The 15,392-nt window shown below is 38.1% G+C and carries 17 protein-coding genes, 4 tRNA genes and 1 riboswitch; of the genes, 16 read left to right on the top strand and 5 right to left on the bottom strand.

Annotated elements, in window-relative coordinates:
• Positions 1 to 12 precede the first annotated feature (12 nt).
• The 9 genes from ispE to panD all read left to right on the top strand — a co-directional run bounded on the left by ispE (position 13) and on the right by panD (position 3,802).
• Entirely contained in the window at positions 13 to 840 is an 828-nt protein-coding gene (gene ispE / locus AC1Z3T_RS07930; protein WP_100884654.1) for a 4-(cytidine 5'-diphospho)-2-C-methyl-D-erythritol kinase, read from the top strand.
• Between the two features lie 4 nt (positions 841 to 844).
• A tRNA-Gln gene (locus AC1Z3T_RS07925) sits at positions 845 to 919 on the top strand.
• 30 nt (positions 920 to 949) lie between these two features.
• A tRNA-Gln gene (locus tag AC1Z3T_RS07920) sits at positions 950 to 1,024 on the top strand.
• Between the two features lie 19 nt (positions 1,025 to 1,043).
• Positions 1,044 to 1,118, top strand: a tRNA-Gln gene (locus AC1Z3T_RS07915).
• A 90-nt stretch (positions 1,119 to 1,208) separates the two neighbouring features.
• A tRNA-Gln gene (locus AC1Z3T_RS07910) sits at positions 1,209 to 1,283 on the top strand.
• Positions 1,284 to 1,319: 36 nt separating this feature from the next.
• The gene (locus AC1Z3T_RS07905; protein WP_004828271.1) at positions 1,320 to 2,273 is read left to right on the top strand and encodes a ribose-phosphate pyrophosphokinase; all 954 of its coding nucleotides are present in this window, start codon (positions 1,320 to 1,322) and stop codon (positions 2,271 to 2,273) included.
• Positions 2,274 to 2,370: 97 nt separating this feature from the next.
• Entirely contained in the window at positions 2,371 to 2,667 is a 297-nt protein-coding gene (gene rplY / locus AC1Z3T_RS07900; RefSeq protein WP_004828269.1) for a 50S ribosomal protein L25, read from the top strand.
• Positions 2,668 to 2,687: 20 nt separating this feature from the next.
• On the top strand, positions 2,688 to 3,266 hold the full coding sequence (pth, locus tag AC1Z3T_RS07895) for an aminoacyl-tRNA hydrolase (protein ID WP_004828267.1): 579 nt from the start codon (positions 2,688 to 2,690) through the stop codon (positions 3,264 to 3,266).
• A gap of 155 nt (positions 3,267 to 3,421) precedes the next feature.
• The gene (gene panD / locus AC1Z3T_RS07890) at positions 3,422 to 3,802 is read left to right on the top strand and encodes an aspartate 1-decarboxylase (protein ID WP_004722504.1); all 381 of its coding nucleotides are present in this window, start codon (positions 3,422 to 3,424) and stop codon (positions 3,800 to 3,802) included.
• A 59-nt stretch (positions 3,803 to 3,861) separates the two neighbouring features.
• Here the strand turns inward: panD and AC1Z3T_RS07885 are convergent, their stop codons facing one another.
• Positions 3,862 to 4,476, bottom strand: coding sequence for a GDYXXLXY domain-containing protein (locus AC1Z3T_RS07885; protein WP_100884653.1), 615 nt, complete (start codon positions 4,474 to 4,476; stop codon positions 3,862 to 3,864).
• Positions 4,473 to 6,302, bottom strand: coding sequence for a DUF2157 domain-containing protein (locus AC1Z3T_RS07880; RefSeq protein WP_100884652.1), 1,830 nt, complete (start codon positions 6,300 to 6,302; stop codon positions 4,473 to 4,475). The genes AC1Z3T_RS07885 and AC1Z3T_RS07880 overlap by 4 nt, the downstream gene beginning before the upstream one ends.
• A gap of 172 nt (positions 6,303 to 6,474) precedes the next feature.
• A riboswitch (FMN riboswitch) is annotated at positions 6,475 to 6,633 on the top strand.
• Positions 6,634 to 6,742: 109 nt separating this feature from the next.
• Here AC1Z3T_RS07880 and ribB point away from each other — a divergent pair.
• Positions 6,743 to 7,402 (top strand): 3,4-dihydroxy-2-butanone-4-phosphate synthase, encoded by a 660-nt coding sequence (gene ribB, locus AC1Z3T_RS07875; RefSeq protein WP_004828260.1) that lies wholly within the window; start codon positions 6,743 to 6,745, stop codon positions 7,400 to 7,402.
• 116 nt (positions 7,403 to 7,518) lie between these two features.
• On the opposite strand, the gene AC1Z3T_RS07870 is transcribed toward ribB, so the two are convergent.
• Entirely contained in the window at positions 7,519 to 8,001 is a 483-nt protein-coding gene (locus AC1Z3T_RS07870) for a DUF1289 domain-containing protein (RefSeq protein ID WP_004828258.1), read from the bottom strand.
• 232 nt (positions 8,002 to 8,233) lie between these two features.
• On the opposite strand from AC1Z3T_RS07870, the gene trhO reads away from it, so the two are divergent.
• The 4 genes from trhO to AC1Z3T_RS07850 all read left to right on the top strand — a co-directional run bounded on the left by trhO (position 8,234) and on the right by AC1Z3T_RS07850 (position 11,708).
• The gene (gene trhO, locus AC1Z3T_RS07865; RefSeq protein WP_483396561.1) at positions 8,234 to 9,166 is read left to right on the top strand and encodes an oxygen-dependent tRNA uridine(34) hydroxylase TrhO; all 933 of its coding nucleotides are present in this window, start codon (positions 8,234 to 8,236) and stop codon (positions 9,164 to 9,166) included.
• Between the two features lie 242 nt (positions 9,167 to 9,408).
• Positions 9,409 to 9,993, top strand: a complete 585-nt coding sequence (locus AC1Z3T_RS07860; protein ID WP_009585586.1) for a DedA family protein — start codon at positions 9,409 to 9,411, stop codon at positions 9,991 to 9,993.
• A 462-nt stretch (positions 9,994 to 10,455) separates the two neighbouring features.
• Entirely contained in the window at positions 10,456 to 11,064 is a 609-nt protein-coding gene (locus AC1Z3T_RS07855) for a LysE family translocator (protein ID WP_171266123.1), read from the top strand.
• Between the two features lie 374 nt (positions 11,065 to 11,438).
• The gene (locus AC1Z3T_RS07850) at positions 11,439 to 11,708 is read left to right on the top strand and encodes a DUF4282 domain-containing protein (RefSeq protein WP_005030747.1); all 270 of its coding nucleotides are present in this window, start codon (positions 11,439 to 11,441) and stop codon (positions 11,706 to 11,708) included.
• 146 nt (positions 11,709 to 11,854) lie between these two features.
• Here AC1Z3T_RS07850 and AC1Z3T_RS07845 read toward each other — a convergent pair whose 3' ends face one another.
• Both AC1Z3T_RS07845 and AC1Z3T_RS07840 read right to left on the bottom strand, forming a co-directional pair.
• Positions 11,855 to 12,379, bottom strand: a complete 525-nt coding sequence (locus tag AC1Z3T_RS07845) for a YecA/YgfB family protein (protein WP_005030750.1) — start codon at positions 12,377 to 12,379, stop codon at positions 11,855 to 11,857.
• Between the two features lie 66 nt (positions 12,380 to 12,445).
• Complete coding sequence (locus AC1Z3T_RS07840) at positions 12,446 to 12,652, bottom strand: PA3496 family putative envelope integrity protein (RefSeq protein WP_004722524.1); 207 nt, start codon at positions 12,650 to 12,652, stop codon at positions 12,446 to 12,448.
• A 327-nt stretch (positions 12,653 to 12,979) separates the two neighbouring features.
• Here AC1Z3T_RS07840 and rpoD point away from each other — a divergent pair, with 327 nt between their 5' ends.
• Positions 12,980 to 14,926 carry an RNA polymerase sigma factor RpoD gene (gene rpoD, locus AC1Z3T_RS07835; RefSeq protein ID WP_257790587.1) on the top strand — a complete coding sequence of 649 codons (1,947 nt, stop codon included), beginning with the start codon at positions 12,980 to 12,982 and terminating at the stop codon, positions 14,924 to 14,926.
• 125 nt (positions 14,927 to 15,051) lie between these two features.
• Positions 15,052 to 15,339, top strand: a complete 288-nt coding sequence (locus AC1Z3T_RS07830; RefSeq protein WP_005030752.1) for a YbeD family protein — start codon at positions 15,052 to 15,054, stop codon at positions 15,337 to 15,339.
• The last annotated feature ends 53 nt before the right edge of the window (positions 15,340 to 15,392 follow it).

The following is a 15,392-nucleotide window of genomic DNA, read 5'->3' as shown; positions in this document are numbered from 1 at the left end:
GCAATCAAATCTATGCTTCGTGTTCCCTCACCTGCAAAATTGAATCTGTTTTTGCATATTACTGGTCGCCGTGAAAACGGTTATCACGAGTTGCAAAGTATTTTTCAGCTCATTGATTTATATGACTGGCTAGAATTTAGCCAAACAGATTCCGATCAAATCGTGATTGAGGGATTGGAGAGTGTCGATCTGCAACACAATCTGATCTACAAAGCTACACAAATGCTGCTTCCTTATGCGAAACACGCAAGTGGCTTAAGTATTCGTATTGAAAAAAATATTCCAATGGGTGCTGGCTTAGGTGGTGGCTCATCAAATGCGGCAACTACATTGATCGTGGTCAATCAATTGTGGCAATGTGGGTTAAATACTGAACAACTGGCAGCATTTGGCGTTAAATTGGGTGCAGATGTTCCTATCTTTGTGCATGGTCGTAATGCTTGGGCAGAAGGTATTGGTGAACACTTAACATTCATAGACTTAGATCAAAAACAATACATTGTGTTAAAACCTGATTGTTTTATCAGCACTCAACGACTTTTTTCGCAAAAAACATTGACAAGAGATAAGAAGCCTACTAAATTTTGCGCCTATCAGCTAAAGCCATCTGATTTCAGAAATAGCTTTGAGCCATTGGCAAGAAGTTTATACCCTGAAGTTGATGAAGCAATGCAGTATTTAGATCAGTTCGGTACAGCAAAGCTTACAGGTACAGGTGCTTGTGTTTTTGTTGAAGTCACTGAACAAATGAAGATTGATGATATTTTAAATCATTCACCCTGCAAAGCCTTTTTGGTCAACAGTTTGAATGAATCACCACTCATTCATTTTGAAGTGTAATGATAGGGGCGTCGCCAAGTGGTAAGGCACCGGGTTTTGATCTCGGCATCCGTTGGTTCGAATCCAGCCGCCCCTGCCATCATTTTTCACCTGTAGATCGTTGTATTTTAGGGGCGTCGCCAAGTGGTAAGGCACCGGGTTTTGATCTCGGCATCCGTTGGTTCGAATCCAGCCGCCCCTGCCATTAAATACAACATCGAATTAGGGGCGTCGCCAAGTGGTAAGGCACCGGGTTTTGATCTCGGCATCCGTTGGTTCGAATCCAGCCGCCCCTGCCATTTTCTCAAAAAAGACAGAACATGGTATTTGCATTTAATGTTGATTTACCTTGACAGAAACATGCAAAAACACTAAAATTCTGCCGCATTAGGGGCGTCGCCAAGTGGTAAGGCACCGGGTTTTGATCTCGGCATCCGTTGGTTCGAATCCAGCCGCCCCTGCCATCTAATTTCAAATCTGCCAACCGCCAAGGGTGCTTCATGCCCAATCTTGTCGTTTTTAGTGGAACTGCGCATCCACAATTCGCCCAAAAAGTCGTTAGCCATCTGCACATTCCTCTTGGAGCTGCTGCTGTAGGTAAATTTTCTGATGGTGAAATCACTGTCGAAATTACTGAAAATGTGCGTGGTAAAGACGTATTTATCGTACAGCCCACTTGTGCCCCTACCAATGATAACCTTATGGAAATCCTGGTAATGGCTGATGCATTGCGTCGTGCAAGTGCTGGTCGTATTACTGCTGTAATTCCTTACTTTGGTTATGCTCGTCAAGACCGTCGTCCACGTTCAACTCGTGTTCCAATTACAGCAAAAGTTGTCGCAGATATGCTGACGACTGTTGGTATTGACCGTGTTGTCATGATCGATTTGCATGCTGACCAAATCCAAGGCTTCTTCGATATTCCTGTAGATAACATCTACGGTACACCTGCTTTACTTGCTGACTTGCGTCAACAACAGCATCATAACCTGATGGTGGTTTCACCTGACGTTGGTGGTGTTGTGCGTGCACGTGCTGTTGCAAAGCAAATGGGTGATATTGATCTTGCAATCATCGATAAACGTCGTCAAAAAGCCAATGAATCACAAGTGATGCATTTGATTGGTGATGTACGTGATCGTGACTGTGTTATCGTGGATGACATGGTGGATACAGCTGGTACATTGTGTAAAGCTGCCGATGCATTAAAAACTTTTGGTGCACGTAAAGTGGTTGCTTATGCAACACACCCTGTACTTTCAGGTAAAGCACTTGAAAATTTAAGCAAATCTGTGATTGATGAATTGGTTGTTACTGACACAATTCCACTTTCAGAAGAAGCATTAAAACTTGGTAAGATTCGCCAAGTTTCAGTAGCAAGTATGGTTGCTGAAACAATTCGTCGTATTAACAACGAAGAATCTATTAGCGCAATGTTTGATTCTTATCTATAATAGCGCAAAATTTTCAAAGCCCTGCCCTTAGGTGGGGCTTTCTATCACTGGACTGGTCGAAAGTTCAGTCAATTAAACTCAATGAGGAAATGTCATCATGGCAAACTTCGTATTAAATGCAGTAGCACGTGAAGAAGCAGTTCAAGGGAAAGGTTCGAGCCGCCGCCTTCGTCTTCAAAACAAAGTTCCAGCAATCATCTACGGTGGTGCTGCTGAACCTGTAGCAGTAACTTTAGAACTTCGTGAGCTTGTTAAAGTTTTAGAAAACAATGCTTTCTTTGAAGAAGTTGTTGAAATCAACATCGATGGTAAAGTTGAAAGCGTTAAAATCCAAGCGTTACAACGTCACCCATCTAAAAACACTCCTATGCACGCTGACTTCAAACGCGCATAAGTGTTTAATGGTGTAAATGAGTGAGTAAACTTTCACTGATTGTTGGTTTGGGTAATCCAGGTTCTGAATATGCCCAAACCCGCCATAATGCAGGCTTCTGGTTTGTTGAACGCCTTGCAGAGCAATATGGCATAACTTTAAAAACTGATTCAAAATATAAAGGAATCAGTGGTCGCGGCAATATAGAAGGACAAGATGTTCGTCTGTTACTGCCAACAACATTTATGAACCTTTCTGGTCAAAGCGTTGTTCCTTTCGCAAAATTCTATCAAATTAAACCAGAAGAAATTCTCATCGCCCACGACGAACTGGATATGGATCCAGGTGTAATTCGTTTAAAAACTGGCGGCGGACATGGTGGTCACAATGGTCTACGTGACATTGTTCCACATATCGGTTCTAATTTTCATCGTCTTCGTATAGGTATTGGTCATCCTGGCGCAAAAGAAAAAGTATCAGGACATGTACTTGGCAAAGCACCAAGTAGTGAACAGACACTGATGGACGATGCTATACATCATGCTTTAGCGAGAACGAAATTATTGGTCAATGGTGAGATACAGCAAGCAATGAATCAAATCAATGCTTATAAACCATAATTCGAAGCTCAATTTTTACATTCCTTGTTCAACAATTTTTCTTGCTATGATTCATTTTTAAGAGCAAAATGCGCTTTCAAATGTATCCCCCCTATTGAAAATTGTTGATCCATCGCAAGATAACAATCGTAAGGGCAACTCTGGAGACGCGCATCATGCTATCTCGTTTATTAAAAGCAAAAATCCATCGTTGTGTTGTAACACAAGCAGAACTACATTATGAAGGCTCTTGTGCAATCGACGGTATTCTCTTGGATTTGGCTGGTATTCGTGAATATGAAGAAATTCATATGTGGAACGTGACCAATGGTAAACGTTTTACAACTTATGCGATTCGTGGTGAAGAAGGCTCAGGCATTATTTCTGTCAATGGTGGTGCTGCACTTCAAGCTGATGTGGGTGATTTAATGATTATTGCAACCTTTGGTGACTTTACCAACGCTGAAGCAGATGCGCATAAACCTCGCCTTGTTTATGCAAACCCAGATAATACGGTGAATCACACAGCAAACTGTATCCCTGTTCAAGTTGCTTAAGCAACAACAGAGCATTAAGAACCCGCACAATAATGCGGGTTTTTTGTTGCCCAACCAACTTATAACGCTTTATTTGCTGAACTAAATCCATCTCGCCAATGTTGTTTATTTTCACAGTCCAAATCTTGTAACTGCGCTCCTCTTAGAGATGCAAGGATTGCATTACCCTGTTGATCAACTTTAAATTCTGCATACTGCGCAGCTTGATAACATTTCCCTAAACCTTCAGCAAATAAAAAACTTTTTGAAGCTGGATATAATGATGTATATCGATTATCTGGGTTTTTTAATATTAACCGAGTAGTTTTTACATTTTTCGGTGGATCAAAATAAGTGTGAATCACTCGACGCTGTTGATCTAATTCTACAAAGGTCAAAACCGAAGAGTTATTTTTTATACGTTCATCATAATAATGCCCTGAAAACACCTGACCGACTGTCTCAGTAGTTTCATTAGTAGGTTTTGTAGGATGAAGTCTTGTGTCCTGAGGCACTAAATAAAGCTGATAGCGAAGTGCCATGTAATCCCCTTGAATAAAGGAACGTGGATCTACAGGCTGTAAACGAACATAGATACTCTGACTATTCTTCAAATGCTGTTCATTCTTAAAAATAATTCCCAGAAAGAGAATTATGCTCATTAAAGCAAGACAAAGAGGAATGATTTTTTTCATGTATTTTCCCTCTCTACTGATTGGAACTTATGTAACACCCAAGTCAATACCAACAACAATAATCCTGAGCTAAAAATACTTAGACTTTTAAGCAGGAAGCTGACATTTAAAGCGTAGTAAATAAACCATAAGGTCAAAGCCAAAGTGACCAAAGCTAATCCGTAGACGATCTTATCGTGCTGTGACATTGCCCATGAAAGTATCGCCATACAGATAAAAATTTCAAAATAACCATAAAATATCAATACTGCAGCAAAAGCCAACAATATGACTTGGGCAACCAAGCTAAATTGATTGCGAATCCGCAACATCATAAACAAAGCCAGCCATAAAATAGGTAAGCCCAAATTCAGAATAGGAAGATATTTGATTTTTTCTAATTCATATTGCCCAAATAGTGTATAGAAGCCTAAAGATGACAGAATAATCAGTAAATTAGCCAAAGCTAAACTTCGTTGGTATTGACTAGGTTGAACACGCTGCACCCAAATCATTGCCAAATAAAACCCATAACTCAATAAGGTCAAATATGAAAAATTTTCAATGAAACGATGTACGCCAAATAGCGTGCTTATATCCCAGATCAGTGCAATACCAGATAAGTACAAAACAAAAATTTGAATAAAAATAAAAAACCAATGGCTACGAATAAAATAACTGAGAGACAGCATAACCAGCTGAATAAAGAAAATAGGAAAGAATTGATCTGTTAATTCAAAGCTATGGAAAATTACAGCATTTTGCCCCGCAATCCATATACAATATGCAAACTGTCTTAAAAATAAAGCGTGTTTATTTTTTAAAATAAAGGCAGCCAGCACCACAAAAACGGCTCCCATAATTAAGGAAAAATTACCCCAAAAAGTCAGCATCAATGATGCCAATACAATACCTGCAATCCATGCGCCTACAGCGATCGGAATGTTATTAAATCTGTTTTGAGGAATAAACTTAATCAATAAAACAGTAATCAGTGCAAACCATGCAAAAACCAGTAATGCGATTAAAAATAAACCGAGCACCTCTGATTCTCGAAAAAAGCCATTCATCCACTTGAAAATCACCAGTGTAAAAGTAATCCCCAAACCAACGGCTGAAAGTACACTACACAGTTGATCTTTTTTTCGATAAAAATAAGTAAATGCGACAGAAAGCAGAAAAAAAGACGAAATCAAATAGGCGATTTTGACGTTTAATAAGGTAAAAATCATAGCTGTGGCATATGCTAACTCACCATCACCATATAAAAATAAACCCATATGCCAAATCGAAAGAATGCTAAACCCTAAGATAAAGAGATAACGTAAGTTTTGATAATAACGAAGACAAAAATAAAACTGAAACAATAAAAGAAGATTTAAACTAAATATGAATGTGACAGGATATTCATCAGCCCAAAATGTTTGTTTAAAAAACAAAAATAAAGTGAGTTGGCTAGTGATACACAGTAAGGTAAAAATACAAATATTGTGACGATATAACCAAGGAAGCAATAAAATAGACCAGATCAAAAACAGTAAATAACTGTCCGCTCCCGTTTGGTAAATTTGACCGATGACCGCCAAACTTAAACCGATCATTAAGCCACTAATCGTATGTAAACATTGCACTAAATAATCATGTCGAACAAAGAACAGACTTGAGCATGCACTCAACAATAATAAGACTTGCGGAATTGCCAACTGTAAAGCTTGTGGCAACATAAACCAATTCGCTGCGGTTAAATACAAAATACTGACAGCAATGAGCGTAAACCCCAAAACCTGCAAATGTTGAACGAAATGATCATTCCGCCATGAATATATATCTTGCTGTATATTCATCAATGCACTCCCCCCTACTTATTGTTTGTTGTTTATGAATATCACTATGAAGATAGATACTGTTGAATAATGTATAAATTTGATTATTTTCTATAGCAAATATTGTTCTAACCATAGTACTCATCATTCTAAAAAAAAGCATCCATTCCAAGAAAAACTGGCTATAATGACTTTACATCGCTTCAGGGCGGGGTGTAATTCCCCACCGGTGGTAAATTGGACTGATTTTTAATCATGAACCAACAGCCCACGAGCCTATCACTTGAAATCAGTGATTCGCAGATTTGGTGAAATACCAAAGCCGACGGTATAGTCCGGATGAAAGAAGACGACGTCACAGCTTAAAAATTTCAATATTCGTTATTGGAAAATGTTTTGTAACGCCACTATTTCAAATGTCCTGAAATGTTCAACCGTATTTTCACTTTTACGAGAGCGTTTCAATGTCTAGCTTAATTCAACCTGAAATTTTCTTTTCTGCATTATCTCCAGCAGAACAACGTATCCAGCAAGCTTTAGAAGATATGCGCCAAGGCAAACCTGTTTTGGTCATGGACGATTTTGATCGTGAAAACGAAGCTGATCTAATTGTTGCTGCGGAAACACTGAATGTTGAAACCATGGCGCGTATGATTCGTGATGGTTCTGGTATTGTCTGTTTGACACTTACCGATGAACTCGCTGACCATCTTGAATTACCACCTATGGTACAAGACAATTCGAGTCAATTTAAAACAGCATTTACCGTAACCATTGAAGCTGCCCAAGGGGTTACAACAGGCGTTTCAGCAAAAGATCGTACCACTACGATTCATGCTGCTATTAAAACTGGTGCTGTAGCAAGTGACTTAAACCGTCCTGGTCATGTTTTCCCATTACGTGGTCGTGCTGGTGGCGTATTAACACGTCGTGGTCATACAGAGGGTTCAATTGATTTGGCTCGTATGGCAGGTTTAAAACCAGCGGGTGTGCTTTGTGAAATCACCAATCCTGATGGAACAATGGCAGCTGGTATTCAAGTGCTTGCTTATGCGCAGACACACCATTTAACCGTCATTACCATCGAAGAATTGGTGCAGTACCGCCTCAAACACAATATTTAAAAATCTAGTTCACAATTTAGATTGTGATGCTTCATAATAAAATCCCAATTCAAATGGTTGAATTGGGATTTTTTGCCGCTTTAATTTATTTTTAAAATATGTATTTTTGTTAAGATCTAAACATCTTCCAAATGCAAAATACTCTGTCGAATACCATCTGCGCGTAACCATGCAAAATCATAACTTGCTGTTGCCAAAGCCAAAACACGACGCTCAAACTCATCCCATAAAGGTTTCACTTGTTTCGACTGAATCCCCAAACCACTTTCTTCTGCCAAATGCTTATTTTTTTCACAAAGTTTTAAGGCATGATAAAGCTTGCGACCTTTTGATGCCGAATCCAGTACACGAATACGTTTGCCTTGAATAAAGCCTTCTATATGTCTTAAATCTGCAAGTGGAAGCATTGGAACCAAAATTTGATCTAACTGCGCATCTAAGCGTTTCCAAACCGCCAAACGTTGATCTGAATTGTAAGTGTTCCATTGAATGACTTCGTGATTAAAACGGCGACAGCCACGACACACAGAATCACCAAATACCGTTGAGCAACGACCAGCGCATGGTGTTAAAGTTGGTATTCGACGCTCATTACTCAAAATAGACTCCTTACATCCACAAAACCACACGGATTTTTAGCATAAAATATCATTTCGCAATACTATATATTGTATATAAATTATTTTAAAGCACTAGATTTAGTATAAAAAACCATATTTTTCTCATGGAATAAAAAAGCACTACAAACACTAGGGTTTTCTCGCATATTCTTGCAAATCACGTTAAAATAGCCGCCTTTAATTTTGTCCTATTTTATATTTGGAGTACTCCATGAACGCTACTGTAGAACAGCTTGCACCTGTAGAACAGCAAGCGACCTCTGGTTGGGTTGTTGCCGCACTTTATCAATTCAAAGAAGTTCAAGATCCTGCTGATGTTCAACAACGTCTCTTAGACTTGGTAAAAACAATCAACCTTTGTGGTACTCTTATTGTAGCGAATGAAGGAATCAACGGAACAGTGGCAGGTGATCGCCAAGCAATTGATACGATTCATCAATTCTTGTTAGATCAAGGCTTCAGCACAATGGAATACAAAGAATCTCATAGTGTCGAAAAACCGTTCCGAAAAATGAAAATTAAACTTAAAAAAGAAATTGTAACACTCGGCGTTGAAGTCAAACCACGTGATCTGGTAGGTCACTATTTAGACCCTAAAGAATGGAACGAACTGATTGCTCGTGATGACGTCATTTTAATTGATACACGCAATGATTATGAGTACAAAGCAGGTACATTCAAAGGTGCCATAGATCCAAAGACAGAGACTTTCCGAGAGTTTCCAGACTATGTAAAAAAAGAGTTAGAACAGCATAAAGACAAAAAAATTGCGATGTTCTGTACAGGTGGTATTCGTTGTGAAAAATCGACTTCTTTACTTTTACAAGAAGGTTTTAATGAGGTATATCATCTTAAAGGCGGTATTTTAAAATATCTCGAAGAAACCCCTGCTGATGAAAGCATGTGGGAAGGTGAATGCTTCGTATTTGATGGACGTACTGCGGTCACACATGGCATGCAAGAAGGTGAAAATATTAAATGTCACGCTTGCGGTTGGCCATTGATTCCAGAAGAAGCTGCTCTTCCAAGTTATGAACATGGTGTTTCTTGTAAATATTGTATTGATAAAACAACCGAGCAACAAAAAGAAGGTTTCCGTATGCGCCAATCTCAAATTGTTGCGGCAAAGCGCAAACGCCTTTAATTCTACAGATCCGATAAAAAGCCGTAGTTCATCCACTACGGCTTTTTACTGTAATACCCATTGCATGCTCAATATCAGATTCAAAATTAATAAAACAAAGAATTTTTCTAAAGTGTTTAGTCATTCAATCAAAACGTTTTAAAGCACAACAAATCCCTACTATATTTTCTAAAATGTACACAATACTATGTTGATAACTGCCTATTTTTATATACAAAATGACTGATTGGATTATTGCGATCATGGAGCAATTGGGTTACTTCGGTATTGCTCTGCTCATGTTTTTAGACAATGTTTTCCCTCCTATTCCCTCTGAAATTATTATGCCTTCTGCAGGCTTTACCGCATCTCAAGGACAATTGCTGTTATCGGGTGTAATTATTGCAGGAAGTATAGGCTCACTTGTTGCAGCAGCATTGTTGTACTGGGTTGGGCGTAAGATTCCCAACCAAAAAATTTTTGAATGGGTAGATCGCTATGGAAAATATCTTTTTATCAAAACAGAAGATGTTAAAAAAGCTTTAGATTGGTTTGAGAAATATGGTCACAATGTGGTCTTTTTTGGGCGAATGATTCCAGCTGTACGCTCTTTGATTAGTATTCCAGCAGGAATGAGTCATATGCCCTTTTGGAAATTTATGCTGTATAGCAGCTTAGGAACAGTCATCTGGACCAGCTTTCTTGCCGCAGTCGGCTATTACTTTGGAAACAATACTGCATTAATGCAAAAAATTTTCAGTCAAGTGAGCTATGTCATTATTTTCATCGTCTTTATTTTCATTGCTTATTGGGTGTATCGAAGATTCAAAAAAGCCAAGTCAATGTAATCAAAAACATCCCCCTGAAAATTTTAAAGCTGAAAGCTGATGGATAGGTGATCACAAAGCTGATTCCCGTCCATTTAATTACATGAGATCATCGAGTTTTCAATTTTGAAAATATACAACAGCCACTAACAATAAAACTCATCATCCCCTTTATTCATTATCGAATGTCATAAAACAGTCGAATTCAAAGTTAAAATAAAATTTCAATATTTCCTGCTAAAAATTTTTCCCACTTCACTTTGTCTCATCATATTTATGCATATGATTTACTCATTTGATCTCAAGATTTATAGCAACAACAAAGATAAATTTAGCAATTGGTAAATAAACTTGAAGAAATTCAACCACTCTTAAATATATTCCAAAAACTCATGTATACCCAAAAAATATTCTCGATTTATTTTATGTCAAATATATGAAAAATATACACAATAATTTATTTTTCAAAAAAGGAATGCATGAGTGAATGAAATGATTGCTGTCATCTTAATCACTTGTTTGGCTGTCATTAGCCCAGGTGCTGACTTTGCCATTGTGACCCGTAATAGTTATCTATATGGTCGTCAAATTGGACTCAGTACAGCACTGGGAATTGCAGGCGGTGTGTGGATACATGTGGCTTATAGTCTGTTTGGACTCGGTTTTTTAAAAAACCATATGCCTTATCTCCTACAAACGATTCAATATGTTGGCGCAGGTTATTTGATTTACTTGGGATACAAAACGTTCACCCAAAACAAAGTACAGTTAAATGAAAATGGTGTGGGTATCACTGCTTGGCAAGCATTTCGACATGGTTTTTTAACCAATAGTCTGAACCCCAAAACAACCCTATTTGTCGTCAGTTTATTTGCACAATTGATTACTACAGCTGGGAATTCCACACTAAAATTAGTGTCATACGGCGCTTTCATTTCAATCAGCCATTTTATTTGGTTCGCACTCATTGCACTATTTTGTGCACATCCCACAATCCGCAATAAAATTTTAGACAATGAAATTATCATCAATCGAATTATTGGGGTTTTACTGTTTATTTTAGGGTGCAGCTTACTTTTCGCGAAGTTCTAAATTTCGAAATATCATGCTGTTGTTTATAATTTTTGAGGAAATTGGTAAATTTTAAATTCCTCAAAGCTTATTTGTGTGTGAACAATAGAGCTCTTTCATACATTAGAAAACGATCATATTGAACGAATCAAATGGATACTGAAAGTGCCTTCTTTCCTTCAACAAAAGCAAAGCTGAGGGGATTTTTGTCGATTTATAGTTTAAAAAGAACTTATGAAAGAAGACCAATTGAATTTAGGTCGAGTTCAACCTGTTTCATTTACAAGATTGATTATGTAATAAATCTCATTTAAAATTTTTGAGTGCAAATTTTAATCACTTACAACCCCATGCACATATATCACTAAATGAAGAATATAACAGGTACTTAATACATGAATAACTTACTGACACTCAATGACATGCTTACCCCAAAAATTGTCACTGTTTTATATTGGCTCGGATTAATCGGTGTCGTGATTGCTGCTTTAACCACATTGTTTGGGTTTGGTTATGGCGCATACTCAGGATTCTTTAGTCGCTTGTTCTCTGCCATATTGATTATTGTGTTTGGTGGCTTGGCTGTTCGAGTTTACTCAGAACTGCTGATTGTGATTTTCAAAATTCATGAAAATTTAAAGAAAATTGCAGATCGCCAACCTTAATATCAAAATAGGATGTAAATAAGAAAATATTATTCAGATTTATATTATCAAGATCAAGCCTCTTGGTATTGGTGTTGTTATCGCAGATAGCAAAACAAAAAAAAGCCTGCTTTCACTGGAGAAAGCAGGCTTTTTATCTGAGTCGATTAGTTTGGTGTATGGTACATCAAGTAAATTTCATTCAGATTTTCAGGAATTTCTTCGGCGATCTCATCCATCAATTGACCATTACGGCGGAATGATTCCATTTGAGGATCTTCATCATCTACACCACTAAACACCATCATTGGCAGTGTTAGATCTACAATTTGCTCTTCATATTCTGGTGCAAACCAAGCATCTTCATTCAGGAACATTGCGTCTACGAAACCAACACTCCAATCTCCTAAACTAGACTCTACGTCTGCTTCTTCAATTTCAAAAGGAAACTCAATTCCTTCTTCGTTGGCTAAGTTCTGACGAATCGCTTCAAGCCATGCTTTGATTTGTGCAATAATTTCAGCAGGAACTTTCTTTTGATTGTTATCAAACAACTCATCTAGCCATTGATCAAAACGAGGACCAACTGCAGTTGCACATAAGAAACCATGAGTCGCTGCGAAATCTAGACCAAATTCATTTTGGTCACCATCTAGATAATCGCTCAGTAGGTCTAAATCTAAAGCACTCATTTTGTTTCCAATAAACTTTGATCAGCTTTAAGCATAGCATTTTCCAAGGCTATGCCCAATGAATTTTTAATCTTCATCATCAAAATCATCGTCGTCATCAATGTCATAATCAAAATCTTTTAAATCTTTCTCTAAACGACGCTGTGCAAGTAAATCATCGATCAAACGTCGCTTTTCTAAAGATTCTTTGGCGCTAATTTTGCTTGATGACTCATCAAAACTAACATCATCATCACCGTAGTTATCATCTAGTTCAAAATCTGTAGAAGACACTAAAACTACCTCATAATGAAAAAAAGTGAATGGGTCTAGGCGCTATTTATCTGTCTTCAGAAAACTTGTCAAGTTTTTTTTATTTTTTTTGTATTTATAGACCAAATTAGGCTTTTTTTAAGCCCTATTTTATGTAATGATATAATCCACCCTGCGTCTTGTTGTTTTTCGATAAATTTGAACAAAAAACGCACGGGATGATCTTGAAAATAACAATTTCAGCCCCACCTAATTGATTGAATTTGAATTCTAAATATTCTATCAGACCGTTTTAACTGGTTTTCTGATGGGATAGCTGAGCTATTCACATCTATAAATTAACAGATTGTGCTATTATGCACGGTTTTTCACTGCCACAGATTCAACGAGAAGAGAGTAAAGATGAGCGAAATGCATTCCCCTACTTCACAAGTAGCGGCTCTTATTAGCCGAGGCAAAGAACAAGGTTACTTAACCTACGCTGAGGTTAACGATCATCTCCCAGACTCAATCACAGAAAGCGAACAGATTGAAGACATTATTCAAATGCTTCAAGACGTGGGTATTCCTGTACACGAACGCGCACCAGAAACCGATGATGCAATGTTTGATGGGAATAGCGAAGCTGGCGATGAAGTTGCAGAAGAAGAAGCTGCTGCTGTACTTGCCTCTGTAGAAAATGAACCTGGTCGTACCACTGACCCTGTACGTATGTATATGCGTGAAATGGGTACTGTTGAACTTCTTACACGTGAAGGCGAGATTAGTATCGCTAAACGTATTGAAGAAGGTATTCGTGACGTTTTACATTCAATCGCTTACTGGCCAAATGCTGTAGAAGTTGTACTACAAGAATACAAAGATTATGAAGCTGGTGAACGTCGCCTTGCTGATATTCTTTCAGGTTATTTAGACCCTGAAACAGATGAAGCAATTCCTGAAGTATTAGAAGACGAATCAGAAGATTTAGATGAAGATGAAACTAGTTCATCAACTAAACCTGCCAAAGACGTTAAATTGGATGATGATGACGAAGATGAAGAGTCAGAAAGTGATGATGATTCTGAAGGTGAGTCTGGTCCAGATCCTGAAATCGCTAAAGTTCGTTTCGATGAATTAGAAGCGGTTTGGAATGCAGCGAAAGAAACGATTGCTCAACATGGTCGCAACAGCGCTCAAGGTGTTGAAGCCATGGAAGCGCTTGCAACTGTATTTATGATGTTCAAATTCACTCCACGTTTGTTTGACATTATTTCTGAAATGATTCGTGGTACACACGAGCAAATTCGTACTTCTGAACGTGAAGTGATGCGTTATGCGGTTCGTCGTGGACGTATGGACCGTACGCAATTCCGTACATCATTCCCAGGTCAAGAATCAAATCCAGCATGGTTGGACGAGCAGATTGCTAAAGCACCAGCGGAGATGAAAGGCTATTTAGAAAAAGTTCGCCCAGATGTATTGGCATTTCAACAAAAAATTGCAGACATCGAAAAAGAACTTAATCTAAACGTGAAAGAAATTAAAGATATTTCTAAACGTATGGCGATTGGTGAAGCGAAAGCTCGTCGTGCCAAAAAAGAAATGGTGGAAGCAAACTTACGTTTGGTAATTTCGATTGCGAAAAAATATACCAACCGTGGTCTACAATTCCTCGACTTGATTCAAGAAGGTAATATTGGCTTGATGAAAGCAGTAGACAAGTTTGAATATCGTCGTGGTTATAAATTCTCGACCTATGCAACTTGGTGGATTCGTCAGGCGATTACTCGTTCTATTGCTGACCAAGCACGTACAATTCGTATTCCAGTCCACATGATCGAAACAATTAACAAGATCAACCGCGTATCTCGTCAATTGCTTCAAGAAATGGGGCGTGAACCAACACCTGAAGAATTGGGTGAACGTTTAGAGATGGACGAAGTTAAAGTTCGTAAAGTGCTCAAAATCGCCAAAGAACCGATTTCTATGGAAACGCCGATTGGTGATGATGAAGATTCGCATCTTGGAGATTTCATTGAAGACAGCAACATCACGTCACCTGTTGATGCTGCAACTTCAGAAGGCTTAAAAGAAGCAACGCGTGAAGTGCTTGAAAACTTGACTGAACGTGAAGCCAAAGTGTTGAAAATGCGTTTTGGTATTGATATGCCAACAGACCATACTTTGGAAGAAGTTGGTAAACAATTTGATGTGACACGTGAACGTATCCGTCAGATTGAAGCAAAAGCATTACGTAAACTTCGTCATCCTTCACGTTCTGAGCATTTGCGTTCATTCCTTGAAAATGACTAATTTCCATGCTTAATCTATGAATACTTTTGGGACTTGAAAATTAATCGAGTAACCCCATTAAGTATTTAAGAGAAACACAATGCCTGCACTGTTGCAGGCATTGTTGATAAATTAGAGGTGAAAAAATGTTAGACCGCACTCCATCTCGCGAATTACAAGAACATCTTTGGGTTTTTCCAATGGATTACCCAATCAAATTGATTGGTAATGCGGGTGAAGAATTACGTGGTGCTGTCGTCGAAATTTTGGTTAAACATTTTCCAGAGTTTGATGAAACAACGCTAGTTGTACAACCATCACGTACAGGTAAATATCATTCAATTACTGCTCAATTGCGTTTTGATGAGCTTGAACAAGTTCATGCGTTATATGCTGACCTTGCAGCTTGCGAACATATTCGTACAGCATTGTAATTTTGCAATAAATAAGGAACACGCCTATATGGCGTGTTTTTTTATGCCAGCTC

The organism is Acinetobacter sp. B-6 (assembly GCF_056930735.1).
The sequence above is the reverse complement of the archived record's forward strand: the minus strand, read 5'-3'. Positions and strand labels throughout refer to the sequence as shown.

Bases quoted from the DNA above. Each gene is read 5' to 3' on its own strand.
- ispE (WP_100884654.1), top strand. From the start codon at position 13: ATGCTTCGTGTTCCCTCACCTGCAAAATTGAATCTGTTTTTGCATATT.
- AC1Z3T_RS07905 (WP_004828271.1), top strand. From the start codon at position 1,320: ATGCCCAATCTTGTCGTTTTTAGTGGAACTGCGCATCCACAATTCGCC.
- rplY (WP_004828269.1), top strand. From the start codon at position 2,371: ATGGCAAACTTCGTATTAAATGCAGTAGCACGTGAAGAAGCAGTTCAA.
- panD (WP_004722504.1), top strand. From the start codon at position 3,422: ATGCTATCTCGTTTATTAAAAGCAAAAATCCATCGTTGTGTTGTAACA.
- AC1Z3T_RS07885 (WP_100884653.1), bottom strand. From the start codon at position 4,476: ATGAAAAAAATCATTCCTCTTTGTCTTGCTTTAATGAGCATAATTCTC.
- ribB (WP_004828260.1), top strand. From the start codon at position 6,743: ATGTCTAGCTTAATTCAACCTGAAATTTTCTTTTCTGCATTATCTCCA.
- trhO (WP_483396561.1), top strand. From the start codon at position 8,234: ATGAACGCTACTGTAGAACAGCTTGCACCTGTAGAACAGCAAGCGACC.
- AC1Z3T_RS07860 (WP_009585586.1), top strand. From the start codon at position 9,409: ATGGAGCAATTGGGTTACTTCGGTATTGCTCTGCTCATGTTTTTAGAC.
- AC1Z3T_RS07850 (WP_005030747.1), top strand. From the start codon at position 11,439: ATGAATAACTTACTGACACTCAATGACATGCTTACCCCAAAAATTGTC.
- AC1Z3T_RS07845 (WP_005030750.1), bottom strand. From the start codon at position 12,379: ATGAGTGCTTTAGATTTAGACCTACTGAGCGATTATCTAGATGGTGAC.
- AC1Z3T_RS07830 (WP_005030752.1), top strand. From the start codon at position 15,052: ATGTTAGACCGCACTCCATCTCGCGAATTACAAGAACATCTTTGGGTT.